Raw genomic sequence first — 20,987 nt, forward strand, 5'->3', positions numbered from 1 at the left:
GCGGGCGGCGCGAGCGAGATGCATTCACCTCTCGTGGCGCGCCGTGCGCGAGCGACGCCTCGCGCGCGCCTCCGTCCGCAGCAGCTCCGCCGCCAGCGCCGTCCACCCGGTCTGGTGGGACGCTCCGAGGCCTCGGCCGTCCTCTCCGTCGAAGTACTCGTGGAAGAGCAGGAGGTCCTCGCTACCCGGCAGCGCCGGACCGCTTCCCTGGTACGGCCTCCGCCCGTCGGGTCCCGGCAGGAACAGCCGCAGGACGCGCCCTGCGATCTCGTCCGCGATCTCCGCGAGCGAGAGGGGGACCCCCGAGCCCGTCGGGCACTCCACCCTGAAGTCGTCTCCGTAGTAGCGGTGGAATCGCCGGAGCGCCTCGACGATCAGGTAGTTCATCGGCACCCAGACCGGTCCGCGCCAGTTGGAGTTTCCTCCGAAGAGGCCGGTCCTCGCCTCCCCTGGCTCGTAGTCGACGGTGAAGGTTCCATCGAGCGCGAGCCGGAATGGAGCCTCGCGGTGATGGCGGGAGAGGGAGCGCACGCCGAAGGGCGACAGGAACTCCGCCTCGTCGAGCATCCGCCGCAGGACCCGCTTCATCCGGTGGCCGCGGAGGAGCGCGAGGAGACGCGTGTCCCCGGCGCCGGGAACGTGCCAGCGCGAGACGAGCGAGGCGAGGTCGGGGCGATAACGCAGGAACCACCGGAGCCGCTCGGCGAACTCCGGAACGCGGGCCAGCTGCTCGGACTCCAGCACCTCCACCGCGAACAGCGGGATGAGGCCGACCAGGGAGCGGATCTTCAGCGGCACCGCGCGTCCGTCCGACCGCCGGAGCACGTCGTAGAAGAACTCGTCCTCGGGATCCCACAGCGCGACGCCCTGCCGCCCCACGTCGTTCATCGCGTCCGCGATGTAGAGGAAGTGCTCGAAGAACTTGGTCGCGACGTCCTGGTAGATGGGCTCTTCGCGGGCGAGCTCGAGCGCGATCCGGAGCAGATCGAGCGCGTACATCGCCATCCAGCTCGTCCCGTCGGCCTGATCGAGGGCGCCGTCGGGCGCCATCTCGCTGCGATCGAAGACGCCGATGTTGTCCAGGCCGAGGAACCCGCCCTGGAAGACGTTGCGGCCCTCCACGTCCTTGCGGTTCACCCACCACGTGAAGTTGATGAGGAGCTTGTGGAACACGCGCTCGAGGAAGGCCCGGTCCCCCCGGCCGCCCCGCAGCTCGCGGTCGATCTCGAAGACCCGCCAGGCCGCCCACGCGTGCACGGGCGGGTTCGCAGCGCCGAGGTTCCACTCGAACGCGGGCAGCTGACCGTTCGGGTGCATGTACCACTCGCGGAGGAGCAGGACGAGCTGCGCCTTCGCCAGCTCCGGGTCCACGCGGGCGACCGCGACGCAGTGGAAGGCGAGATCCCAGGCGGCGTACCACGGGTACTCCCACTTGTCGGGGACGAGGAGCACGTCGGCGTTGTTGAGGTGCTCCCACCCGCTGTCGCGTCCTCGCCTCCGCTCCGCCGGCGGCACCGGCTGTCCCGGATCTCCCTCGAGCCAGCGCGGGACGTCCCAGTGGTAGAACTGACGCGACCACAGGAGGCCGGCGAGCGCCTGGCGGTGCACGCGCCGCGCCTCGGGGTCCTCGATGCCGGCCGCCGACTCCCGCCAGAACTCCTCGGCCTCGCGCTCGCGCGCGGCGAAGATCCGGTCGAAGTCGGCGAAGGGCAGCGGCGCGGGGTCCCGCCGCAGGCGCAGCCGGATCACCTTCGCGCCGCCGGGGGGCAGGCTGACGGAGTGCCAGAGCGCGAGCTTCGTCCCCTCGCCGTCTTCGCGCAGCCCGTCGCGGCGGCCCCGCACCACCGCGTCGTGGAAGGCGTCCTTGACCGCCCCCGAGGGCGGGTGGCCGTAGAGCCGGGCGAAGTTGGTGTCGTTGTCGCTGACGAGCAGCTCGGGCGCTTCCTGCCACTGGAGGTACAGCACCCCCAGCCGCGAGTGGTCGGCCTTCGCGAGGCCGGCCCCGAGGAGCGCGATGCGCGGACGCTCCGGCCAACGGCCCCAGGACCAGGTGTTCCGGAACCACAGGTGCGGGAGGACGTGCAGCACGGCCGGTCCGGGCGCACGGCTGACGGCCGTGAGGCGGATGAGGAGGTCCTCGGGCTCGGCCTTGGCGTACTCGACGAAGAAATCGACCCAGCCTCCGGCGAAGACGCCGGTGTCCCGGAGCTCGAGCTCGGGGACATCGCGCCCGCGGCGCCGGCTCTCGTCACGGAGGGCCTGATACGGAAAGTCGGAGAACGGGTAGCGGTAGAGCGCCTTCAGGTAGGAGCTCGACGGCACCGCGTCGAGGTAGTGGTACTCCTCCTTCACGTCCTCCCCGTGGTTGCCCTCGGGCCCCGCGAGCCCGAAGAGCCGCTCCTTGAGGATGGGGTCGCGGCCGTTCCACAGCGCCGGAGCGAAGCAGAGCAGCCCTTCGTCGTCACAGATCCCGAGCAGCCCGTCCTCGCCCCAGCGATAGGCGCGGCTGCGGGCGTGCTCGTGGGGGAAATACACCCAGGGCGTGCCGCCGGCGCTGTAGTCCTCCCGGACCGTCCCCCACTGACGCTCGGCCAGGTAGGGTCCCCAGCGCCGCCACGGCTGCCGGCCTTCGTCGGCGTCGCGCAGCCGCTCTCGCTCGGCGCTCACGCACCGTGACTCTAGCAGCCCGCCTCGGCTCGGGGGCGGGTCGACCGCCTCCCTTGCGGGCGGCGGGTCGCGCCCGTGCGCCAGGACGTGCGCCGCGCCGCCCGACAGCGCTCATGCGCACGGCCCAGTTCGGGGTGTGTCCCCACGCCGGATCGGTCCCTCCGCGTCGAACGCGCTAATCGTGCCTCATGGCTTCAGCTCCGACTCCGTGCACCGGCCTACGACGGGTCGCCACGCTCGAAGGACTGGTCGAGCGTGACAGGGACCATGACTGCAGCGGCTTCGGCGCGCACCACGTCTGCGTGAAGGTCGAGGCAGTGGCTGACCTGCCGACCCGCTTCGGCCGGTTCCGCCTCGTCGCGTTCTGGAACAACCGGGATGGCAAGGAGCACGTGGCGATGGTGCACGGCGATGTGATGGGAGCCGATGACGTCCCGACGCGGCTCCACTCCGAGTGCCTGACCGGAGATGTCATGGGCTCTCTCCGGTGCGACTGCCGCGAGCAGCTCGAAGCCGCACTCCGCGACCTGGGCTCCCGCGAGCGCGGGCTCTTGCTGTATCTCAGGCAGGAAGGGCGCGGAATCGGCCTCATCAACAAGGTGCGGGCCTACGCGCTCCAGGACGGCGGCCTGGACACGGTGGACGCCAACCTCGCGCTGGGCTTCCGCGACGACGAGCGCGACTACGCCATCGCGGCGCACATGCTGGTCAGCCTCGACGTGCGCTCGATCCGGCTCATGACCAACAACCCCGACAAGATCGAGCAACTCGAGCAGCACGGCATCCGCGTGTCCGCTCGCATCCCGCACATCATGCGGCCGAACGAGCACAATCGGTTCTACCTGGAGACGAAGGCCGCGCGATCGGGCCACTACATCGATCTGAACGGGAAGCAACACCTGCCGGAGCAAGGTGAGCCGGTGATCGTCCTCGAAGAGCCCTAGCGAACCGTTCCCGCGCCGCTCTCCGCCGATCCGGCGGTCGTGCCGAGCGGCGCCTCGATGAGCGCGGCGCTGCGCGGAACGACGCCAGCGGCGTCCCGGTCGCCCCGGTAGAACCATCGCTTGGCGATCTCCGCGGAGAGGACGTAGACGAGGATGATCGCGCCGAGCGCGGGGTAAAACGGTGGTGGCAGGTGCTGGAACCCGAGGAACTCCGCGCCGGGCAGGTACGGCAGGGCGAGGGTGGCCAGGACCACCGCGAGCGCGGCGGTGAGGAGTGGCCTTCCCGGTCGACTGCGGTGGAGCGGATGACGCGTCCGGACCACGAGCACGATGAGGGTCGCGGAGACGACGGATTCCACGAACCATCCCGTGCGGAAGAGGCGCTCCGGCGCCCCCAGCACGACCAGCAACAGGCCGAAGGTCAGATAGTCGGAGACCGAGCTCACCAGCCCGAAGAGCAGCATGAAGCGTCGAATGAAGCGGATGTCCCAGCGATGGGGGCGAGCGGTCATCTCCGCGTCGACGCGGTCGCTCGCGATGAACATCTCGGGCAGGTCCGTGAGCAGGTTCATGAGCAGGATCTGCGACGGAAGGAGCGGCAGGAAGGGCAGGAGCAAGGACGCCCCCGCCATGCTGAACATGTTGCCGAAGTTCGAGCTGGTGGCCATCAGCACGTACTTCATCGTGTTCGCGAACGTCGCCCGGCCTTCGCGCACTCCGGTGGCCAGCACTCCCAGGTCCTTCTCCAGGAGCACGATGTCGGCGGCTTCCTTGGCCACGTCCACCGCGCTGTCGACCGAGATCCCCACGTCGGCGACGTGCAGCGCCGAGGCGTCGTTGATCCCGTCCCCGATGAACCCTACGACGTGGCCCGCCTTCTTGACGGCGAGGATGATGCGGTCCTTCTGGGCGGGCTCGATCTCGGCGAAGAGATCCACCTCGGCCACGCGCCCGATGAGTCCCGCCTCCGACAGGTCGTGAAGCTCGGCCCCCGTGAGCAGCTCGTCGGCGTTCACCCCGACCTGGCGGCCGAGCGTCTGCGCGACCCATCGGTTGTCGCCGGTGATGACCTTGAGCGAGACGCCGAGCTCACGCAGCTGCCGGATGATGTCTGCGACTCCCTGCTTCACCGGATCGTGAAGGACCACGAACCCGAGGAAGGTCATCCCGGCCTCATCGTCGGGGACGAGCCGCTGGCCGAGCCCTGCGGTTCGATAGGCCACGCCGAGGACCCGCAGGCCCCGAGCGCTCAGCTCCTGGAAACGGGACTGAATGATCGGCAGGGCCGATTCCAGAGGGACCGCGACTCCGTCCGATCCCTCCGCCGTCGTGCAGATGCCCAGGACGTTGGGGACGGCTCCCTTGGTCACGAGCAGGGCCTCACCGTCCTTGCCGAGCAGCACGCTGAGGCGCTTGCGCGAGAAGTCGTACGGCTTCTCGCCCAGCTTTCGCCAGCCGGAGATGTCGCGCCGGGCATGCTCTCGGATGGCTCGGTCGATCGGGTTGTCGTATCCCTTCTCGAAGGACGAGTTGAGGTAGGCGTACAGGAGCGTCCTCTCGGAGGCCTCGCCCGTCATCGAGACGGCAGAGTGCACGCGCGCGACGCCCTCCGTGAGCGTCCCAGTCTTGTCGCAGCACAGCACCTCCATGCTGCCGAAGTTCTCGATGGACGACAGACGTCTCACGATGACCTTGCTCGCCGCCATCCGTCGCGCGCCATGGGCCAGGTTCACGCTGATGATGCCCGGCAGGAGCTGCGGGGTGAGCCCGACCGCGAGCGCCAGCGCGAACAGGAACGAATCGAGCGTCGGTCGATGGAACGCCACGTTGAACGCGAAGATGGCGAGCACGAGGAGCAGCGTGATCTCGAGGAGCAAGTACCCGAACCTTCGCACGCCGCGCTCGAACTCCGTCTCGGGTGGGCGCAGGCGCAGGCGCTCCGAGATGGCGCCGAAGTCGGTGTCGCGACCGGTCTTCACGATGACGGCAACGGCGCTGCCGCTGACCACGTGGGAGCCGAGGAACACCGCATCCGTCCGGCGCGCGAGGGGAGCATCGGGCGAGAGCGCGGCCTCAGCCTTCGCGACGGGATAGCTCTCCCCCGTCAACGCCGCCTCGTCGACGAACAGGTCGTTGGCCGTGAGGAGCCGTCCATCACCCGGCACGTTGTCGCCTGGTGAGAGGAGGACGACGTCACCGGGCACGACCTCCTCCGGAGCGACCTGTCGCTCCACGCCGTCCCGGAGGACCGTGGCCTTCGGCCGTACCATGGCGAGGAGCTGCTCGACCGCGTGCGCGGCCTTGCGCTCCTGCCAGAACCCCAGGAAGCCGCTGACGAGGACGATCGCGAGGATGATCGCGGCGTCGGCGCGGTCGCCCAGGAAGAACGCGAGGATCGCCGCGACGAGGAGGAGCGCGGCGATGGGATTCTCGAACTGGTGCAGGAAAAGTCGCGGCCCCCTGGCCCGGCTCGTGCGCCGCAGGCGCGTCGAGGTTCCCGTCGAGCTCCTTCGGGACGCCTCCTCGGTGGAGAGGCCGCGAGCGGAGGTGCCCAGCTCCTCGAGGAGTGCCGGCAAGGGACCGCTCCAGAACCGCGCAGCCGTCATCTGGCCCTCGACTCACGCCGCGCGAGGATCGCCGGCTCAGGCGGACGCGGCGTCGCGCTGCGCGTCGTGCGCCGCGAGCTCGGCGAGTGACCGATCGAGGCGCGGGAGGACGACCTCTTGCGTGTACGGGATGAGGCTCTCGCCGATCACCGCGAGCGCCAGCGCGCGCGGGAGGGCGCCGGTGCCGCGCCGCAGCGCGTGCCCGACGAGGCGCCAGAAGTGGAGCCGGCGCGGGCTCCGGACGCCGATGCCCCACGCGATCCGTGCGACCGCGGCGAGCGATCCCTCGGCCGCGCCGGCGTCGGCCGCGGCGCGGGCGCGGAGCGGCAGCTGGTCCACGGCGAGCGCGCAGCGCGCGTAGTAGCGCTCCGGCGTGTAGAGCGCCGCGACGACGCGCCGGTACCCCGCGAGCAGCGTCGGCTCATCCAGCGCGGGCACGAAGTTCGGGCGCTCGAAGTTGTCGCCGCAGCCGTGGCCGCGGAGGCGGCCCTCCGCCTCCAGGCGTCGCCACAGGCGCGTGCCGGGGAGCGCCATCAGGAGCCCCACCATCGCCCTGGGGATCGGCAGGCGGGAGATGAGCTCGAGCTGGCGGTCGAAGATGTCCGGTCCCTCGCTGTCGAACCCGACGATGAAGCCGGCGAACACCTCGAGCCCGGCGCGGGTGAGCGTCTCGACGGCCTGGGCCGCCGGCATGCGGAGGTTCTGGCTCTTGCCGGTCTCCTGGAGGGCGGCGGCGGAGGGCGTCTCGATCCCGAGGAACACCTCCTGGAATCCGGCCGCGACCATCCCGGCCACGAGCTCCGGAGCGCTCGCGAGGTCGAGGCTGGCCTCGGTGCAGAGCTGGAAGGGGAACCCGTGGCGCTCCTGCCAGGCGCGGACCACCGGGAGCAGGCGCATCACCTCGCGCCGGTTGCCGACGAAGTTGTCGTCCACGAAGAAGAGCGCGCCCCTCGCCCCGCGCGCGTGCAGGGCCTCGAGCTCGGCGACGACCTGCTCCGGGGATTTCACCCTGGGAACGCGCCCGAAGAGCTCGACGATGTCGCAGAACTCGCAGCGGAACGGGCAGCCGCGCGAGTACTGCAGGGCGTGGTTGGCGTAGCGCGGGAGGTCCACGAGGTCGAACCGGGGCACGCGCGCGAGGGAGAGATCGGGCCGGACGCCGTCCTCGGCCGAGAGGAGGCGGGGCGCCGGCGTCTCCCGACCCTCGAGGACTCGTACGAGGAGGTCGAGCCGCCCTTCGGCCTCGCCGCGGAAGACGAAGTCCGCCTCCGGGAAGAGCTCGGGCGCGGTGCTCGGCCCGGCGCCGCCGACGACGGTGCGCCGGCCCAGGGCGCGCGCACGGAGGAGCACCTCGCGCACCGACGGGACCTGCACCAGCATCCCGGAGACGAGCACCGCGTCCGCCCAGAGCAGGTCGGCGTCCTCGAGCGGCGCGACGTTCAGGTCGCGCAGCCGGAGCTCCCAGCGCTCCGGGAGATGCGCCGCGAGCGTGGCGAGCCCCAGCGGCGGCAGGGTCGCGGCCTTGCGGATGAAGGGGAGGCTTCGCTCGAAGCTCCAGTAGGTGCGCGGCGAGCGGGACTGCACGAGGAGAGCGCGCATGGCTGAGATCCGGCGACGTCGCGCCTCACTTCCCGACGATCTTCTCGACCTGTCCGAGCTTCTCGCGAGCCTTGCCGGCGCGCTTCTGGCTCTTCCCCTCGGTCTCGAGCTTGCGCTGTCCGGTGATGATCCCGGCGACCTCCTTGATCTTGCCCTTCAGGTTCTCGAACCTGCCCTTCGCCTGGTCCTTCGTGCTCGGCTTCATGGCGGCCCTCCAATGTCTCGGGATCTGGTCCCTCCCGGAGGGGTACCTTCCCGATCGCGATGAGCGTGCGCCGCGGTCATCGGATCGGCGGCGGCCAGCAGGGTTGGAACCCGCCGGGCCACACCGCGTCGTCCGTTCGCGGCGCGGCGGCCGCGGGAACCCCGGTCGTGCCACGCTCGCGTGCTGCAGGAATCGATCGCGCCTCTTCCGTGCAACCCCGCTGACCGCCCTGCGTCCCCTTCGCTCCGGCGCACGCTCACGATGGCGCGGCAGACGAGCGAGCGCCGCGCCGGGAGGTCGTCATGCTGTGGACCATTGCGGTCATCCTCTTCGTTCTCTGGGCGGTCGGGCTCGTGAGCTCCTACACACTCGGTGGATTCATCCACCTCCTGCTGGTGCTGGCCCTCATCTCGCTGCTGGTGGAGGTCATCCGGCGCCGGCGCGTGGCCTAGAGCTGCTTCTCCGCAGGTAGGACACATGGACCCGCACCGTCCATGAGCTCCGGTGTCACCGGAAGGACCTACCGTGAACCTCACCATGGACCTGCTTCACGTCGTGGAGCAGGCGCACTCGCTGGATCGAATCCTCGAGGCCGCGACGCGCGTCATCGCCGAACGGCTGCGCGTCGAAGGCTGCTTCGTGTTCCTGCTCGACGAGCATGGGGACCTCGTGCGAGGCGCCGCCGATGGCTTCCATCCGTCCGGGCGGAGCCAACCCCCGGGCGCCGAGGCAGAGTCCATCGCCGCTCAGGTGATCGCCGAGCGACGCGTCGCCACCACCCGCGGAGAGACGGCGTCGCTCGTTGCGTCCCCCATGATCCTCCGTGATCGCGTGGTGGGCGCGCTCGTGCTGCAGAGCACCATCCGGCGCGCCTTCTCGGTGGAGGACATCGGGACGCTCGCGACGACATGCGCGCAGCTCGTCGGGATCGTCGAGAACGCGCGGATCATCGGTGCCCTCGATCGAGGCGAGCGACCCGCACCCCGGGCCGCACCGCGACCGTCATCCGCGGGGACGGAGGGCGGGGAGCGGATCCTTCGTGGCGTCGGCGCGTCGCCCGGCATCGCGATGGGACCCGCGGTGTTTCGCGGCGCTTACCGACTCGATCTCTCCGCGCGTGACTTGCCCGCGGGAGAAGCCGCCGCGGAGCGCGCGCGCGTGCGAACCGCGATCGAGAAGACGCACAATGACGTCTCGAGGATCCAGGTTGCTGCGGCGCGCGAGATCGACGAGGAGCACGCCCTCATCTTCGCGTCGCATCTGATGCTCCTCAACGACCCGACGCTCCTGGAGCACATCGATCAGCAGATCGCACGCGGGTTGAGCGCACCTCTCGCCATCGACGTGGCTCTCGAGGAATTCGAGTCACGGCTGAGGCTCGTCCCGGACGCCTACATCCGCGAGAGGATCGACGACGTCGATGATCTGCGCAGCCGGTTGCTCGACCACGTCCTCGGTGGGGGCAGCCGCGCACGCTTCGGCGCGGGCATCGTCCTGACGAGCCGCATCCCCCCGTCGTTGGTGGTCGAGCTGAAGACCGAAGGCGCGCAGGCGCTGGTGACCGAGAGCGGCGGCGCGACGTCGCACGGCGTCCTCCTGGCGCGAGCGATGGCCATCCCGGTGGTCACGGGGATCGCAGACATGCTCGAGTCGGTGCGGCCCGGCGACCGGCTCGTCGTCGACGGCACGAGCGGCGCGGTCGTCGTGCGCCCCAGCGAAGACACGCTGACCCGCTACGAGGAGGAGCGTCGGCGCGCCGAGCGCGCGCGGACCGAGCATTCGAGGTTCCGCGACGTCCTCGCCCGCACCGCGGACGGTGAGCGTGTGACGTTGCACGCGAACGTCGGCGTCGCCTCGGATCTGACCATCGCCCGTGAGAACGGCGCCGAGGGCATCGGGCTGTATCGCACCGAGTTCCCCTTCATCGTCCGTGACTCGTTCCCGACGCGAGCCGAGCAGGTGAGGATCTACGGCAAGGCCTACGAGGTGTTTCCCGCCGGACCCATTCACTTCCGCCTTCTCGACCTGGGCGGTGACAAGTTCGTGGCTGGAGGGCACGTCGCAACGGCACGCGGCGCGTTCCACGGGTATCGCTCGATTCGCGTCCTCTTCGATCACCCCGACGTGCTGCGAGATCAGGTGCAGGCGCTCGCCCTGGCCGCCGCAGATCGCCCCCTTCGCATCCTGATTCCGATGGTCACGTCGATCGAAGAGCTCCGCCGCCTGAGAACCCTCATCGGCCAGGCGATCGCCGACCTCGACGAGCCGCGGGCCCAGAGGGCGCCCGAGATCGGGGTGATGATCGAGGTGCCGGCGGCCGTCGAGCTCGCGGTCGACCTCTCGAGGGAGGCGGACTTCCTGTCCATCGGCACGAACGACTTGATGCAGTACGCGCTGGTCGTCGACCGCGAGGACTCGCGGATGGCTGCCTTCAGCGATCCGTACCACCCGGCGATTCTGCGCATGGTGGCTCGCGTGGCCGCCGCCGCTCGGGCCGCGGGAAAGCGCGTGGGCGTCTGTGGCGAGATCGCGGTACGCCCCGATGTGGCCCTGGCGCTGATGGCGCTCGGCGTCGACTCGCTCAGCGTCGTCCCCACCGCCATCCCCGAGCTGAAGCAGGCGCTCGCTGGCGCGCGTCTCGAGCCGATGCGCCGCGCGATGGGGGCGATACTCGCGCTCTCGGACGCGCGCTCCGTCGCGGCCGCACTTCGCGACGCCCAGCTCGCCTGATCGGAACGCCTCCCCTGGGCGCTGGGAGGCGTTCTGCGCACGAAGCGGAGCAGACAACTCTCGGTCGGGGCGTGGCGACGACCCGGAGAGCCGTCACGGCGAACCGCGGCGAGGTCCACACGCGCGACGTGCCCGGCAAGGGGTGCATCCTCGCAGCAGACCTCTTCACGCTGGGAGGTGCCCGCGCGCCTGGGGCGACGGATGTTCCTGTGGGAGGATCCGCCAATGACGATCAAGGGAAGTCGCTCGGCGTGTCCGAGCTCGCGGTCGCGGCGAATCATCCCCCTCGCATTCGCGGCCGTCATGAGCTGCATGCATGGGGGGGCGCAGAGTGAAGCAAAGTCATCGACCGTGTCCGAAGCAGACGTCGGCAGGCTCGGGCCGGAGCAGGAAGCGCTCGTACATCAAGCTCGGCTGGCTCTGGGCGTCGCGAATGATTCTCTTTCACGCACGAGGCTGAGGCTGCAGCAGGCCCAGAACGAGGAGGGCGCTGCGAAGGCTGATCAGCAGGCGGCCGCGGCTGACCAGAAAGTAGCCGATGCCCAGCAGAAACTGGCGAACGAGAGCCGTGCGCCGGATGAGCTGGAGAAGGCGCGTCAGCTTCAGGAGCAGGCGAGGGTACACAAGCAGGTCGCCGATCTCCACGCCGAGTACGCCAGTAAGCATATTGACCAGCGCAAGGCGGAGGTGGAGGCAGCCGAGCGACAGGTCAAGGTTGCCGAGGCGCGCGTCGAGTGGTCCAAGCTGCAGGCACTCGAGCAGGCCCAGAACCCAGCTGCGACGAAGTACGACGCCGGCCGCTTCCAGACAGCGGTGAATGACGCGCAGGGGGAGTTCGCCGCGGCAACGCAGAACGCCAAGTCCCGCGAGGTCCAGGCGACCACGGCGCGGCAGCAGTGGGAGGAGTCCCAGCGTCGGCTGGAGGCTAGCGGCAGCAGCGAACAGACGGGGACGGGAAGCGGCAAGTAGGGTGGATGGCCGTGGGCGCGTGCTCACGGCCGGCCGTTGCGGGCGCAGAGGCCGACGACGCGGCCAGCGCAGGGGAGCTACGGCGGAGCTTGAGATCGGGGGTCGGAGGTCGCGAGCGTCAGCTCAGATCGATCTCGACCCGTGTCCGCGGTCCCGGCACGTCGAGGGTCCACGCGGTGATCGACGCGTGGAAGGCGAGCGACCGCGAGCGGTCGAGCTCCCGCAGCGCGTCGCGCGCCGTCGCCTCCGAAGAGAAGACCCCGAGGAGGCCGGCGACCGGGCCGTCCACCCCGGTCTCTTCGTACTGCACCACGAAGGCATCGAGAGGGTGCGCGCTGGTCGCCCGGAGCGCGGGGTCCCGCGCCGCGGTGGCGTCTCGCTCCAGCTCGTTCGCCGCCCGCACCGCGACGATCGTCTCCGCCTCGGCGCGTGCGCGCGCGAACCGCTCTCGCTCGTAGAGGCGGGTGCGATCGGCGATCTGCCGTGCTGTGAGGCGCTCCCGGACCTCGCCCGCCGCGCGCGCCTCCTCGGAGGCGTTCGCGCGGCTGCGCTCGCGGGTGAAGAGGCTCCCGCGCGCGAGCGCGCTCCCGCACGCGGCAGCGACCTCGCAGAGAAATGCGCGAGTGGGGCCGTCGAACCCCTGCACCTCGTCGAACACCAGCGTGAGGACCCCGTTCACCTCGTCGTCCGCTACCAGGGGAAGCACTGCCCAGGCGGCGCCGTCCGGTCCGCCGGTGAGCGCCTCGAGCGCCAGGTTCGGGCAGCGCTCGGAGGCCTCCGCGCGCGACCGGAGCCAGGCGGGCTCGCCACTGCGCGCCACGTCGTGCTCCGGACCACCGGCGCGGACGAAGGTGCCGGATCTCGGGGCGGAAGGGGGCGCACGCCCGGTGTCCTCCGCGATGACCGCGAGCCGGTCGGCTTCGCGCACCTCCACAATCTGCGTGGCGGACGCGCCGGTGAGGACGCGCCCACGCTCCGCGGCGACGATCGCGACGTCCGCGAGGCCGAACGCGCCGGACAGGGCGCGGGAGAGGTCGAGCAGGCGCGCGAGGTGGTCCGGCGTGAGAGCCGCTGGATCGCCGCGCGGTGTCTCGTCCGGTGGGTCGTTCAGGCTCGACCGCGCGAAGCGGAACGAACCGTGAGGGCTGGCCATGTGGGGCTCCTGGAGCCGCCACGGCGCGAGCGAGATGCGGGAGAGGGGCGACCTCGTTTGAAAGCATAGCGGCGGGGAAGCCTCGCTGCCCGTGGACGCCGGGGCATCCGTGGGCTCGGCACGCGTCCCCCTCCCGAGCGCTCCCACGCCCGACGTCCCCTGAGCGCTCGCCCTCTCGAGGTGGCGGGACGTCTCGTGACCGGCTCATGACACCGGCGGCACATATCGAGCAGCGTGGTCGAACGGACGGCGGCGCAGCCGGAGAGGCGGGGGGAACGGGTGAACCTGACAGCGGAGCAATCACGATCGTTGCGGACCGAGCTGGACGCCCTTCGGCAGGAGTACGCGGCGAAGGTCGGCGCCCGTGACGCCGAGTACATCCGGACGATCAGATCGGTGGCGCGGATCTCCCGCATCGCGGGACGCCTGCTCCTGCACTTCAGCCTCGAGCCGATCAGCTGGGGTGCGGGCGTGGTCGCTCTCGGCACCTACAAGGTGCTCGAGAACATGGAGATCGGGCACAACGTGCTGCACGGTCAGTATGACTTCATGCGCGATCCATCGCTCAGCTCCGCGACCTACGAGTGGGACATGGTCGGCACCGCGAAGAGCTGGAAGCGGGCGCACAACGCGACCCACCACGTCTTCACGAACGTCATCGGGCGGGATCGCGACTTCGGGTACAACGCGTTCCGCTTCTCCGACGAGGTGCCCTGGAAGCCGATCCACCTGCTCCAGCCGCTGGTCAGCCCGCTCAGCGGACTCTTCTTCGAGTACTCCATCGGCGCCTACGACCTCGGCCTCCTCGACGCGCTCGGCCCGCAGCCGAGCGAGGGCGGAAAGCGACGTCCCCGTCGCGAGGTGGTCCGCGATGTCTGGGCCTTCGCGCGAAAGGCCGCGCGGAAGGGGTTCGTCGAGTACGTCTTCTACCCCGCGCTCGCCGGTCCGCTCGCAGTGAAGGTCCTCGCGGGGAACGTGCTCGCGAACGCGCTCCGGAACGGCTGGGCGTACGCGGTCATCTACTGCGGCCACCTCACGGAGCGGACGGCCACCTTCCGCGAGGAGGACGTCGCGGGCGAGGACCGGGCCGGGTGGTACGTCCGGCAGGTGTCGGGCAGCAGCAACTTCGAGACCGGGCAGCTCGGACACATCCTCAGCGGCCACCTCGGGTTCCAGATCGAGCACCACCTCTTCCCCAACATCCCCGCCTGGCGCTATCCCGCGATGGCGCCGCGCGTACGCGCGATCTGCGAGCGCCATGGCATCCCTTACGCGACCGGCTCGCTGGCGTCGCAGTTCGCGAGCGCCATGCGCCGGCTCGTCCGGTTCGCGATCCCGGGCCGGCCTGCGCGGCGACCGAGCGCTACCGCGGCGTTCGCCGGCGCGGCGTGACCTGCGGCGTCGCGATGGGCACGGGCGCGGTGATCGAGTGCGCAGATTTGAGCAACCCACCCGTTCGACACACGGGCGGTGGAGGACACGTTGACCGGCCACGACATCGTCGTCATCGGGGCCTCGGCGGGCGGCCTCAAGGCCCTCAGCGCCGTCCTGGGCGAGCTTCCGGAAGACATTCGTGCGGCGATCTTCGTCGTCCAGCATCTCGCGGCTGACAAGAAGAGCTACCTGCCGAAGCTCCTGGGCGACATCACCGATCTTCCTGTTCGCAGCCCCGCCGACGACGAGGCCATCCTCGCGGGCCACGTGTACGTTGCCGCTCCCGATCATCACCTTCTGTTGAAGGGCGACCGTGTCCGCGTCTCGCGCGGTCCGCAAGAGAACCGGTTTCGGCCCTCCATCGACGCGCTCTTCCGGTCCGCTGCTCGGGCGCACGGCTCGCGGGTCATCGGGATGGTCCTGACGGGATATCTCGACGACGGGACGGTCGGGCTGCAGACGATCAAGAAGAGGGGCGGGATCACGGTCGTGCAGGATCCCGCAGAGGCCGAGTACCCGAGCATGCCGATGACCGCGCTCCGGTACATGACCGTCGATCACACGGTTCCCATCGCGGACGCCGGCGCCCTCCTGATGCGGTTGGTCGCGGAGCCACCGCTCCCCCAGGAGGACTTTCCGACGACAACGTCCCTCGAGATCGAGGCGAACATCGCGGACCAGGTCATGAACACGAAGGAGTTCCTGGAGAACGTCGAACGGATCGGCGAACGAACGACCTTCACCTGTCCCGACTGCAACGGCGCCATCTGGCAGATCGGCGACGGGGAGCCGCTCAAGGTGCGCTGCCATGTCGGACACTCGTTCACGGGGGAGATCTTCGCAGCGGAGCAGCGTCGCAACACGGAGAGCGCTCTTTGGACGGCCATCCGGATCATGGAAGAGCGGGTCACGTTTTCCCGCCTGCTCGCAGAGCGTCTGAGAAAGCAGAACCTGCTCGAGGAGGCCGAGGTTCACGAGAAGGACGCCCGTGCGGTGGACGATGATGTCACCCGGATCCGCGACCTGGTCCTCGGGACCGGCATCCGGAGCTCCAGGCCGGGCGACCTGGAGTGAGCTGGTCACCCGGCACGCGGCGGTCGGGACGTCCGCTGCGACCACCTTGGGGCGCAGCCGGGACGGGTGAGCGCGAACACCAGCACCGCGCTAACACAAGTTCACCCTCTTGCCGCCCGGTCGCCCGCGCGCGCCCGCTTGATCGACATTCAGGTGCGCACCGGCTTCCTCGAACGTCCACCCCAACCGCGCGGTGGAAGATCTGTCATGGGCAAGGCCATCGCTGTCGCCGTCCCGGTTTCACTGCCGATCGCTGGTGAACGCCCCCTCGTTGCTCCCACCGCCCTGTCCTGTCTGCAGTGCCAGCTTCTCGGACGCCGGAAGCTGACTTGCTCGAGCGTAGCGACATGCACGGCCGTGCCGCATGTGTTCGCCCTCGGCCCCGTCCTTCTCCTCGGCTGGGTAGCGACGATGGTCGCCTTCTTCCTCGCCATCCGGTGACGCGAGCACCGGCGCCGCGAGCGCTCTTCGGCGAGCCGCTCCTCACTCGCGCGGCCCTCGACCGGCTCGGCAATGACGCGGCACGTCCCGGGTCGCGCGCCCGCCTCAGCGCTGCCCGAGCAGTGCCGGCCGGGCGCGCGCGACGAGCTCGTCCAGCCAGTCCATGACCGCCCGGACCCGCGGGGTGCGCCGGAGGTCGCCGTGCACCAGCAGCCAGATCTCGTGCAAAGCCGGCTCCGGCCCGTCCAGCCGCCGCAACGCCGGATCCGCGTCGCCGATGTAGCAGGGAAGCAGGACCACGCCGAGCCCCTGCCGCGCCACCTCCAGCAGCGAGGTGGTGCTGTTGCAGCGGTAGACCACCCGCCGCTCAGGCGCCAGCTCTTGAAGCCAGCGCTCCTGCGGCTCGCTGGCGCCGCCCTCGCCGCCCAGGAAGATGTCGGCGCGAAAGTCCACCGCGCCACGGTCCCCGGCCGCCGTGGCGGCGGCCGCGTAGAAGCCGTGGGCCAGCTGGGAGAGCCGTCGCGCCACCAGCCCCGAGTCGTGGGGGCGGCCCAGGCGCATCGCCAGGTCGGCCTCGCGGCGGGACAGGTCGAAGGCCCGCGCGTCGGCGACCACCTCCAGCACCAGCTCGGGGTGGCGCTGGCGCAGCGCCGGGAGCGCGGGCGGCAGCAGGTGAGTGGCCAGGTGCGGCACGGTCGTGAGGCGCGCCATCCCGCGCAGCGTCGGGTCCCGCGCGTCCACGTGGCGGGCCAGGGCCATCACGTGCTCCTCCACCCGGCTCGCCAGCTCAGCCAGTTCCTGGCCCTCCAGCGTCTGGCTCCAGCCTTGCGGCCCGCGCTCGAAGAGGGCCACCCCCAGCTCCGCCTCCAGCGCCGCCACGCGGCGCGCCACGGTGTTGCGATCGACGCCCATCCGCTTGGCGGCGCGGCCGTGGCTGCCGGTCCGGACCAGCTCGAGGAAGAAGCGCAGGTGACCCCAGTCGAGATGGCCGTAGCGTTCCTGCGCGGGCGCGGGCGCGGGCGCGGCGCTGCGTTGCGGCTTCTGTCGGACGGTCGCCATGAGCCACGACACCTTTACTGGCCTAGCCTAGCGGCCGCTCCCCGGACAAGCCGGCCCCGGAGAGACGGGGCCCCGGAGTTCTCGCAGCCACGTGCCGCGCGCGAACCGTCCCGCGGCAGCCGCGCGCCAGACGTACGTCGCCGAGGCCAGGACGACGAAGATGGCCATCGGCAGGCTCGCCTCCGGGCCGAAGCGTCCACCCGTCCAGAGCCCGGGGCCGGTCACGTCGGCCCTCAGCAGGGCCGGGATCGGAATCCCCGAGATGGGCAGCCCGAGCACTGCGCCCATCGTGGTGTTCCACGCAAAGTGGAAGCCGATCGGGATCCACAGGGAGCGGTGGAGGAGGTAGCAGGCCGCCAGGAGCACGCCGCCGATCGCGACCACCACCACTCCGAGCGGCGTCGCGCCGCGGTTTCCGGCGTGGGCGGCGCCGAAGAGCGCGCCGCTCACGATCAGGGCGACCGAGCTGCCCGTACCCTCCTCGAGGATCCGGAAGGCGAGGCCCCGGAATCGGATCTCCTCGTCCACGGCTGCCACCAGGATGACCGCCGCCAGCCCGGCGGCCTCGGCCAGGGTCGCCTCGCCTGGCCATGAGAACGCGGCGAGCCCAGCGCCCGCGAGCCCCGCCCCGTAGGCGAGCACGGGACTCGCGCCGAGCGCGAGCCCCTCGGCGACCCTTCGGCCCCATGCCGCGCGGGAGAACAGCCCCGTCTGCGCGAGCGTGCGCCCCTCCAGGAGCCGCACCACGGCGACGAGCACGAGCAAGCTCACCAGCGCCGAGAGGAGCCGCGTCTCGATGAGCCGCTGGAACTCGCCTCCCGGCAGGCGGACGGCGCGATCGATGACGATGATCGGGAGCCGTGGCGCGAGGACCGCGATGGCGAGGCGCCAGGGCCAGAAGCGCGGTGACAGCGCTCGGCCCAGCCAGGGAGGCACCGGTGGCATCCAGTCACCTACGGGCGGGGTGCGCAGCTATTTCGCCGCACGGAAGTTCGCACGCGCGGTCGACGTCGGGGGTCGGGGAGCTCCCCGTCGACGCGGTGGCCGCGGTGGTGCCCGGGGTCGCAGGGGGGTGCGCCGCGGCTGCCGGCGGCGTGGTTCGGCTTGACGCACGGATCGGCGGCTGCCATCTTCTTCGACGTGATCCACGCTGGGTCCCAGACGCGAATGGCGATGATGCGCGCCCTGATTGCAGGGGCTGCCGTGCCGCTCGTCGTGCGCGTCTGATCCCGTAACCGACGCCAACGTGTCGAGCCAACCGGCCGCCCTCTGGGCGGCCGTCGTCTTACGGCTTCCGCGGGGGGCGGCCCTTCACCCGAAGGAGCCGACCATGCCTCTCGCCGCGCAGAAAACGTCTTACGTCACCACGTCCATCCCGTACGTGAACGCGAACCCTCACCTCGGCCACGCGCTCGAGCTCTGCGTCGCGGACGCGTTCGCGCGACACCGCCGGATCCGGGGGCGCCGCGTTCGCTTCGTGACCGGAACCGACGATCACAGCCTCAAGAACGTGCTCGCCGCCGAACGCGCCGGTGTGCCGACCTCGGCGTGGGTGGCGGACCACGCCGCGGCGTTCGAGGCGCTGAGCGACGCGCTCGGCATCTCGGCGGACGACTTCCAGCGCACGAGCGCAAACCCCGCGCACGCTCCCGCCGTCCGCGCGCTGTGGGAGACGTGCGCCCACCGCGGCGACCTCTACCGGAAGCCGTACCACGGGCGGTACTGCGTCGGGTGCGAGCGGTTCTACGAACCGGAGGAGCTGAACGACGGGCGCTGCCCCGAGCACGACGCCCCGCTCGAGATCGTCGAGGAGACGAACTGGTTCTTCCGGCTCTCGCGGTATGCCGACGTGGTGCGCGAGGCGATCGAGAGCGGGAGGCTTCGCGTGGTCCACGACGGGGCGCGCGAGGAGACCCTGGCGTTCCTGCGTGGTCCCGTGCGCGACATCTCCGTGTCGAGATCAGCCGCGCGCGCGAGGGGATGGGGCCTCCCCGTTCCGGGCGACGCGTCACAGGTGATCTGGGTCTGGTTCGACGCCCTCTGCGGCTACATCGCGGGGCTGGGATACGGAGGCAGGGACCGAAGCCGCCTCGATACCTACTGGTGCGGTGAGGGCGAGCGCGTACACGTCATCGGGAAGGGGATCGCGCGGTTCCACGCGGTGTACTGGCCCGCGTTCCTGGCGTCGGCGGGGCTCCCGTGGCCGACGGACCTGCTCGTGCACGGATACGTCACGATCGACGGTGAGAAGATCAGCAAGTCCGGGCGGTCGATCGATCCGACCCCGCTCATCGTGCAGTACGGCGCGGATGCGGTACGCTACTTCCTGCTCCGCCACATCCGGACGGCACGGGACGGCGACTTCAGCCTCAGGCGCTTCCAACAGGCCCACGACGCGGAGCTCGCGAACGGGCTCGGGAACCTGGCGAGCCGAATCCTGGCGCTCGCGGAGAAGGTGACGGACGGGCGCGTCCCCGAACCCGGCGTCGCCCTCGCGGCGGACCAGGAGCTTCGAGACTCGGCGTTGGCGCTGCCTTCCGAGGTGGACGCGGCCGTCGACCGGCTGTCCCTGGACGAGGCGCTGGCGGGCGTCTTCCGGCTCGTGGACGCGACGAACCGGTACGTGACGACCGCCGCGCCGTGGGAGGACGTCCGGGAGGGACGGCAAGGTCGCGCCGCCGCAACGCTGCGGACGGCGCTCGAGGCGCTGCACGTGATCGCGCGTGAGCTGGCGCCGTTCCTGCCAGGGGCGTCCGACGACCTCCGGACGCGCCTCCGGGCGCCGCCGCTCGAGGGCGGGGTCGGCTGGAACGTGCTGCCGACCGGGGCCCCGCTCACGCGCGGAGCGCCGTTGTTCGGGCGAATCGGGGGCAGAGACTGGAGCAGGGATTCCGGGACGCGCGCCGCCCCGAGGGGACGGGCATGAGCTGCGCTGACTCAGCGAGCGACCGCGTGGGGGCCGGCGCGATAGTGCTCGCCGAGGACGTCGAGGGCGAAATCTCGCCCCGGATCCCTCCAGACGGAATGGACGTGGTTCGCGTCGTTCTGCGTGTTGTCGTGCTCCACCAGGAGCCGCGGTCCGTGCAGCCTGAAGTAGTGCGCGTGACCCGGTTCGACGGGGCCGGCCCAGGCGAAGTGGATTGCGCCGAGGCCCGCCTCCCGGATGCGATCCCGCTGCGCCTCGGCGAGCTCGGTCCGGAGGTTGGCGACGAACTCCTCGATCAGCCGCTCCGCCACGGCACGCTGCGCCGCTCCCATGTCGCCGATCGGCAGGCCAGCCGGGCTTCTGAGCATGTCGGCGCGACCAGGACCGCTCACGATGTCGCCCAGCGACCGCGCGGCGATGATGGTCCGCTCCCGCTGAGCTCCCGCCAGGCTGCGAACCACCTCGCGCGCGATGTCCTCTTGCGTGCCCAGAACGCGAAGGCTCGCGAGCGGGCCCGACGGAATCTTGGCGGGGTTCGCCCCCATGAAGGCGGGCGTGACGGCCAGGACCGAATGGTCTGCGAACGTGAAGTTGAGCGAAAGATGATGCCCTTCGACCCGCCAGCCCCAGGCCGACTCCGCCTCCGGGTCGCCGAAGATGCTCCATGCATAGTTGTCCGGGTCGCGGCGGGACCGACGCACCCTCTCCATCGCGCGGAGGACTTCCTCGAGGCGCATGATGTCGGTGGCCTTGCGGTAGCCGGCGTCGCTGAGCGCCGAGCGCAGGAGCGCGTGAGCGGCGGCGCGCTGATCGTCATCCATTTCCCCGAGCGGTAGACCGGGGCGCTCTCGCGGGACGTAGTGCCAGTCGAGTCGCTCGGGGCCGTCGATGGGAAAGGTCGCCCGGCGCCGCTGCTCGGGCGTCAGGCTGCGGAGGAAGGCGACGGCCTCGTCGCGCATGGGTGGGATGTAGCCACCCTGCGGCGCTTGCGCAGCCTCCCGCCGGCATCGCTCCGGTGCTCCGGGCACCGCCCTGCTCCTCCACCGGGCGTGAGCCGTCAGTCCGCGCCATGGGCTGCGCAGAGGACCGGTTCTCTCGTCACGTCTCCAGCGAGGTTCGGGTCTTTCGACGGGCGCGTGTTGCTGGTGCGGCAAACTACTCTCGGTCCGGGCGGCCCGGG

The 20,987-nt window shown here is 70.8% G+C and carries 16 protein-coding genes; 8 read left to right on the forward strand and 8 right to left on the reverse strand.

Annotated features, from left to right (window positions below):
- Positions 1-24: 24 nt before the first annotated feature.
- Positions 25-2,667 carry an MGH1-like glycoside hydrolase domain-containing protein gene (locus AMOR_RS18910; RefSeq protein WP_248353245.1) on the reverse strand — a complete coding sequence of 881 codons (2,643 nt, stop codon included), beginning with the start codon at positions 2,665-2,667 and terminating at the stop codon, positions 25-27.
- 188 nt (positions 2,668-2,855) lie between these two features.
- Between AMOR_RS18910 and ribA the strand changes: the two genes are divergently transcribed.
- Entirely contained in the window at positions 2,856-3,611 is a 756-nt protein-coding gene (gene ribA, locus AMOR_RS18915; RefSeq protein WP_248353246.1) for a GTP cyclohydrolase II, read from the forward strand.
- Here ribA and mgtA read toward each other — a convergent pair.
- From mgtA to AMOR_RS18930, 3 genes are all read right to left on the reverse strand, one after another.
- Positions 3,608-6,187 carry a magnesium-translocating P-type ATPase gene (gene mgtA / locus AMOR_RS18920; protein WP_248353247.1) on the reverse strand — a complete coding sequence of 860 codons (2,580 nt, stop codon included), beginning with the start codon at positions 6,185-6,187 and terminating at the stop codon, positions 3,608-3,610. The two genes, ribA and mgtA, sit on opposite strands and share 4 nt — an antisense overlap.
- Positions 6,188-6,253: 66 nt before the next feature.
- Entirely contained in the window at positions 6,254-7,816 is a 1,563-nt protein-coding gene (locus tag AMOR_RS18925; protein WP_248353248.1) for a B12-binding domain-containing radical SAM protein, read from the reverse strand.
- Between the two features lie 25 nt (positions 7,817-7,841).
- Positions 7,842-8,021 (reverse strand): CsbD family protein, encoded by a 180-nt coding sequence (locus AMOR_RS18930; RefSeq protein WP_248353249.1) that lies wholly within the window; start codon positions 8,019-8,021, stop codon positions 7,842-7,844.
- A gap of 302 nt (positions 8,022-8,323) precedes the next feature.
- On the opposite strand from AMOR_RS18930, the gene AMOR_RS18935 reads away from it, so the two are divergent.
- From AMOR_RS18935 to AMOR_RS18945, 3 genes are all read left to right on the forward strand, one after another.
- Complete coding sequence (locus AMOR_RS18935) at positions 8,324-8,473, forward strand: lmo0937 family membrane protein (RefSeq protein ID WP_248353250.1); 150 nt, start codon at positions 8,324-8,326, stop codon at positions 8,471-8,473.
- A 73-nt stretch (positions 8,474-8,546) separates the two neighbouring features.
- Positions 8,547-10,751, forward strand: a complete 2,205-nt coding sequence (ptsP, locus tag AMOR_RS18940; RefSeq protein ID WP_248353251.1) for a phosphoenolpyruvate--protein phosphotransferase — start codon at positions 8,547-8,549, stop codon at positions 10,749-10,751.
- A gap of 351 nt (positions 10,752-11,102) precedes the next feature.
- Positions 11,103-11,720, forward strand: a complete 618-nt coding sequence (locus AMOR_RS18945; RefSeq protein WP_248353252.1) for a hypothetical protein — start codon at positions 11,103-11,105, stop codon at positions 11,718-11,720.
- A 118-nt stretch (positions 11,721-11,838) separates the two neighbouring features.
- On the opposite strand, the gene AMOR_RS18950 is transcribed toward AMOR_RS18945, so the two are convergent.
- Positions 11,839-12,873 carry a GAF domain-containing protein gene (locus tag AMOR_RS18950; protein ID WP_248353253.1) on the reverse strand — a complete coding sequence of 345 codons (1,035 nt, stop codon included), beginning with the start codon at positions 12,871-12,873 and terminating at the stop codon, positions 11,839-11,841.
- A 309-nt stretch (positions 12,874-13,182) separates the two neighbouring features.
- Here AMOR_RS18950 and AMOR_RS18955 point away from each other — a divergent pair, with 309 nt between their 5' ends.
- The 3 genes from AMOR_RS18955 (at position 13,183) to AMOR_RS18965 (ending at position 15,822) form a co-directional block, all read left to right on the forward strand.
- Positions 13,183-14,265, forward strand: a complete 1,083-nt coding sequence (locus AMOR_RS18955) for a fatty acid desaturase family protein (protein ID WP_248353254.1) — start codon at positions 13,183-13,185, stop codon at positions 14,263-14,265.
- A 90-nt stretch (positions 14,266-14,355) separates the two neighbouring features.
- Positions 14,356-15,381 (forward strand): chemotaxis protein CheB, encoded by a 1,026-nt coding sequence (locus AMOR_RS18960; protein WP_248353255.1) that lies wholly within the window; start codon positions 14,356-14,358, stop codon positions 15,379-15,381.
- Between the two features lie 207 nt (positions 15,382-15,588).
- The gene (locus AMOR_RS18965; RefSeq protein WP_248353257.1) at positions 15,589-15,822 is read left to right on the forward strand and encodes a hypothetical protein; all 234 of its coding nucleotides are present in this window, start codon (positions 15,589-15,591) and stop codon (positions 15,820-15,822) included.
- A gap of 105 nt (positions 15,823-15,927) precedes the next feature.
- Here the strand turns inward: AMOR_RS18965 and AMOR_RS18970 are convergent, their stop codons facing one another.
- Entirely contained in the window at positions 15,928-16,881 is a 954-nt protein-coding gene (locus AMOR_RS18970; RefSeq protein WP_248353259.1) for a LysR family transcriptional regulator, read from the reverse strand.
- 27 nt (positions 16,882-16,908) lie between these two features.
- Entirely contained in the window at positions 16,909-17,826 is a 918-nt protein-coding gene (locus AMOR_RS18975) for a CPBP family intramembrane glutamic endopeptidase (protein WP_248353260.1), read from the reverse strand.
- A gap of 385 nt (positions 17,827-18,211) precedes the next feature.
- Between AMOR_RS18975 and metG the strand changes: the two genes are divergently transcribed.
- Positions 18,212-19,807, forward strand: coding sequence for a methionine--tRNA ligase (gene metG, locus AMOR_RS18980; protein WP_248353261.1), 1,596 nt, complete (start codon positions 18,212-18,214; stop codon positions 19,805-19,807).
- An 11-nt stretch (positions 19,808-19,818) separates the two neighbouring features.
- On the opposite strand, the gene AMOR_RS18985 is transcribed toward metG, so the two are convergent.
- Positions 19,819-20,766, reverse strand: coding sequence for a DUF3500 domain-containing protein (locus AMOR_RS18985; protein WP_248353262.1), 948 nt, complete (start codon positions 20,764-20,766; stop codon positions 19,819-19,821).
- Positions 20,767-20,987 lie beyond the last annotated feature (221 nt).

It is taken from the genome of Anaeromyxobacter oryzae (assembly GCF_023169945.1).
Classification (GTDB): Bacteria; Myxococcota; Myxococcia; order Myxococcales; family Anaeromyxobacteraceae; genus Anaeromyxobacter; species Anaeromyxobacter oryzae.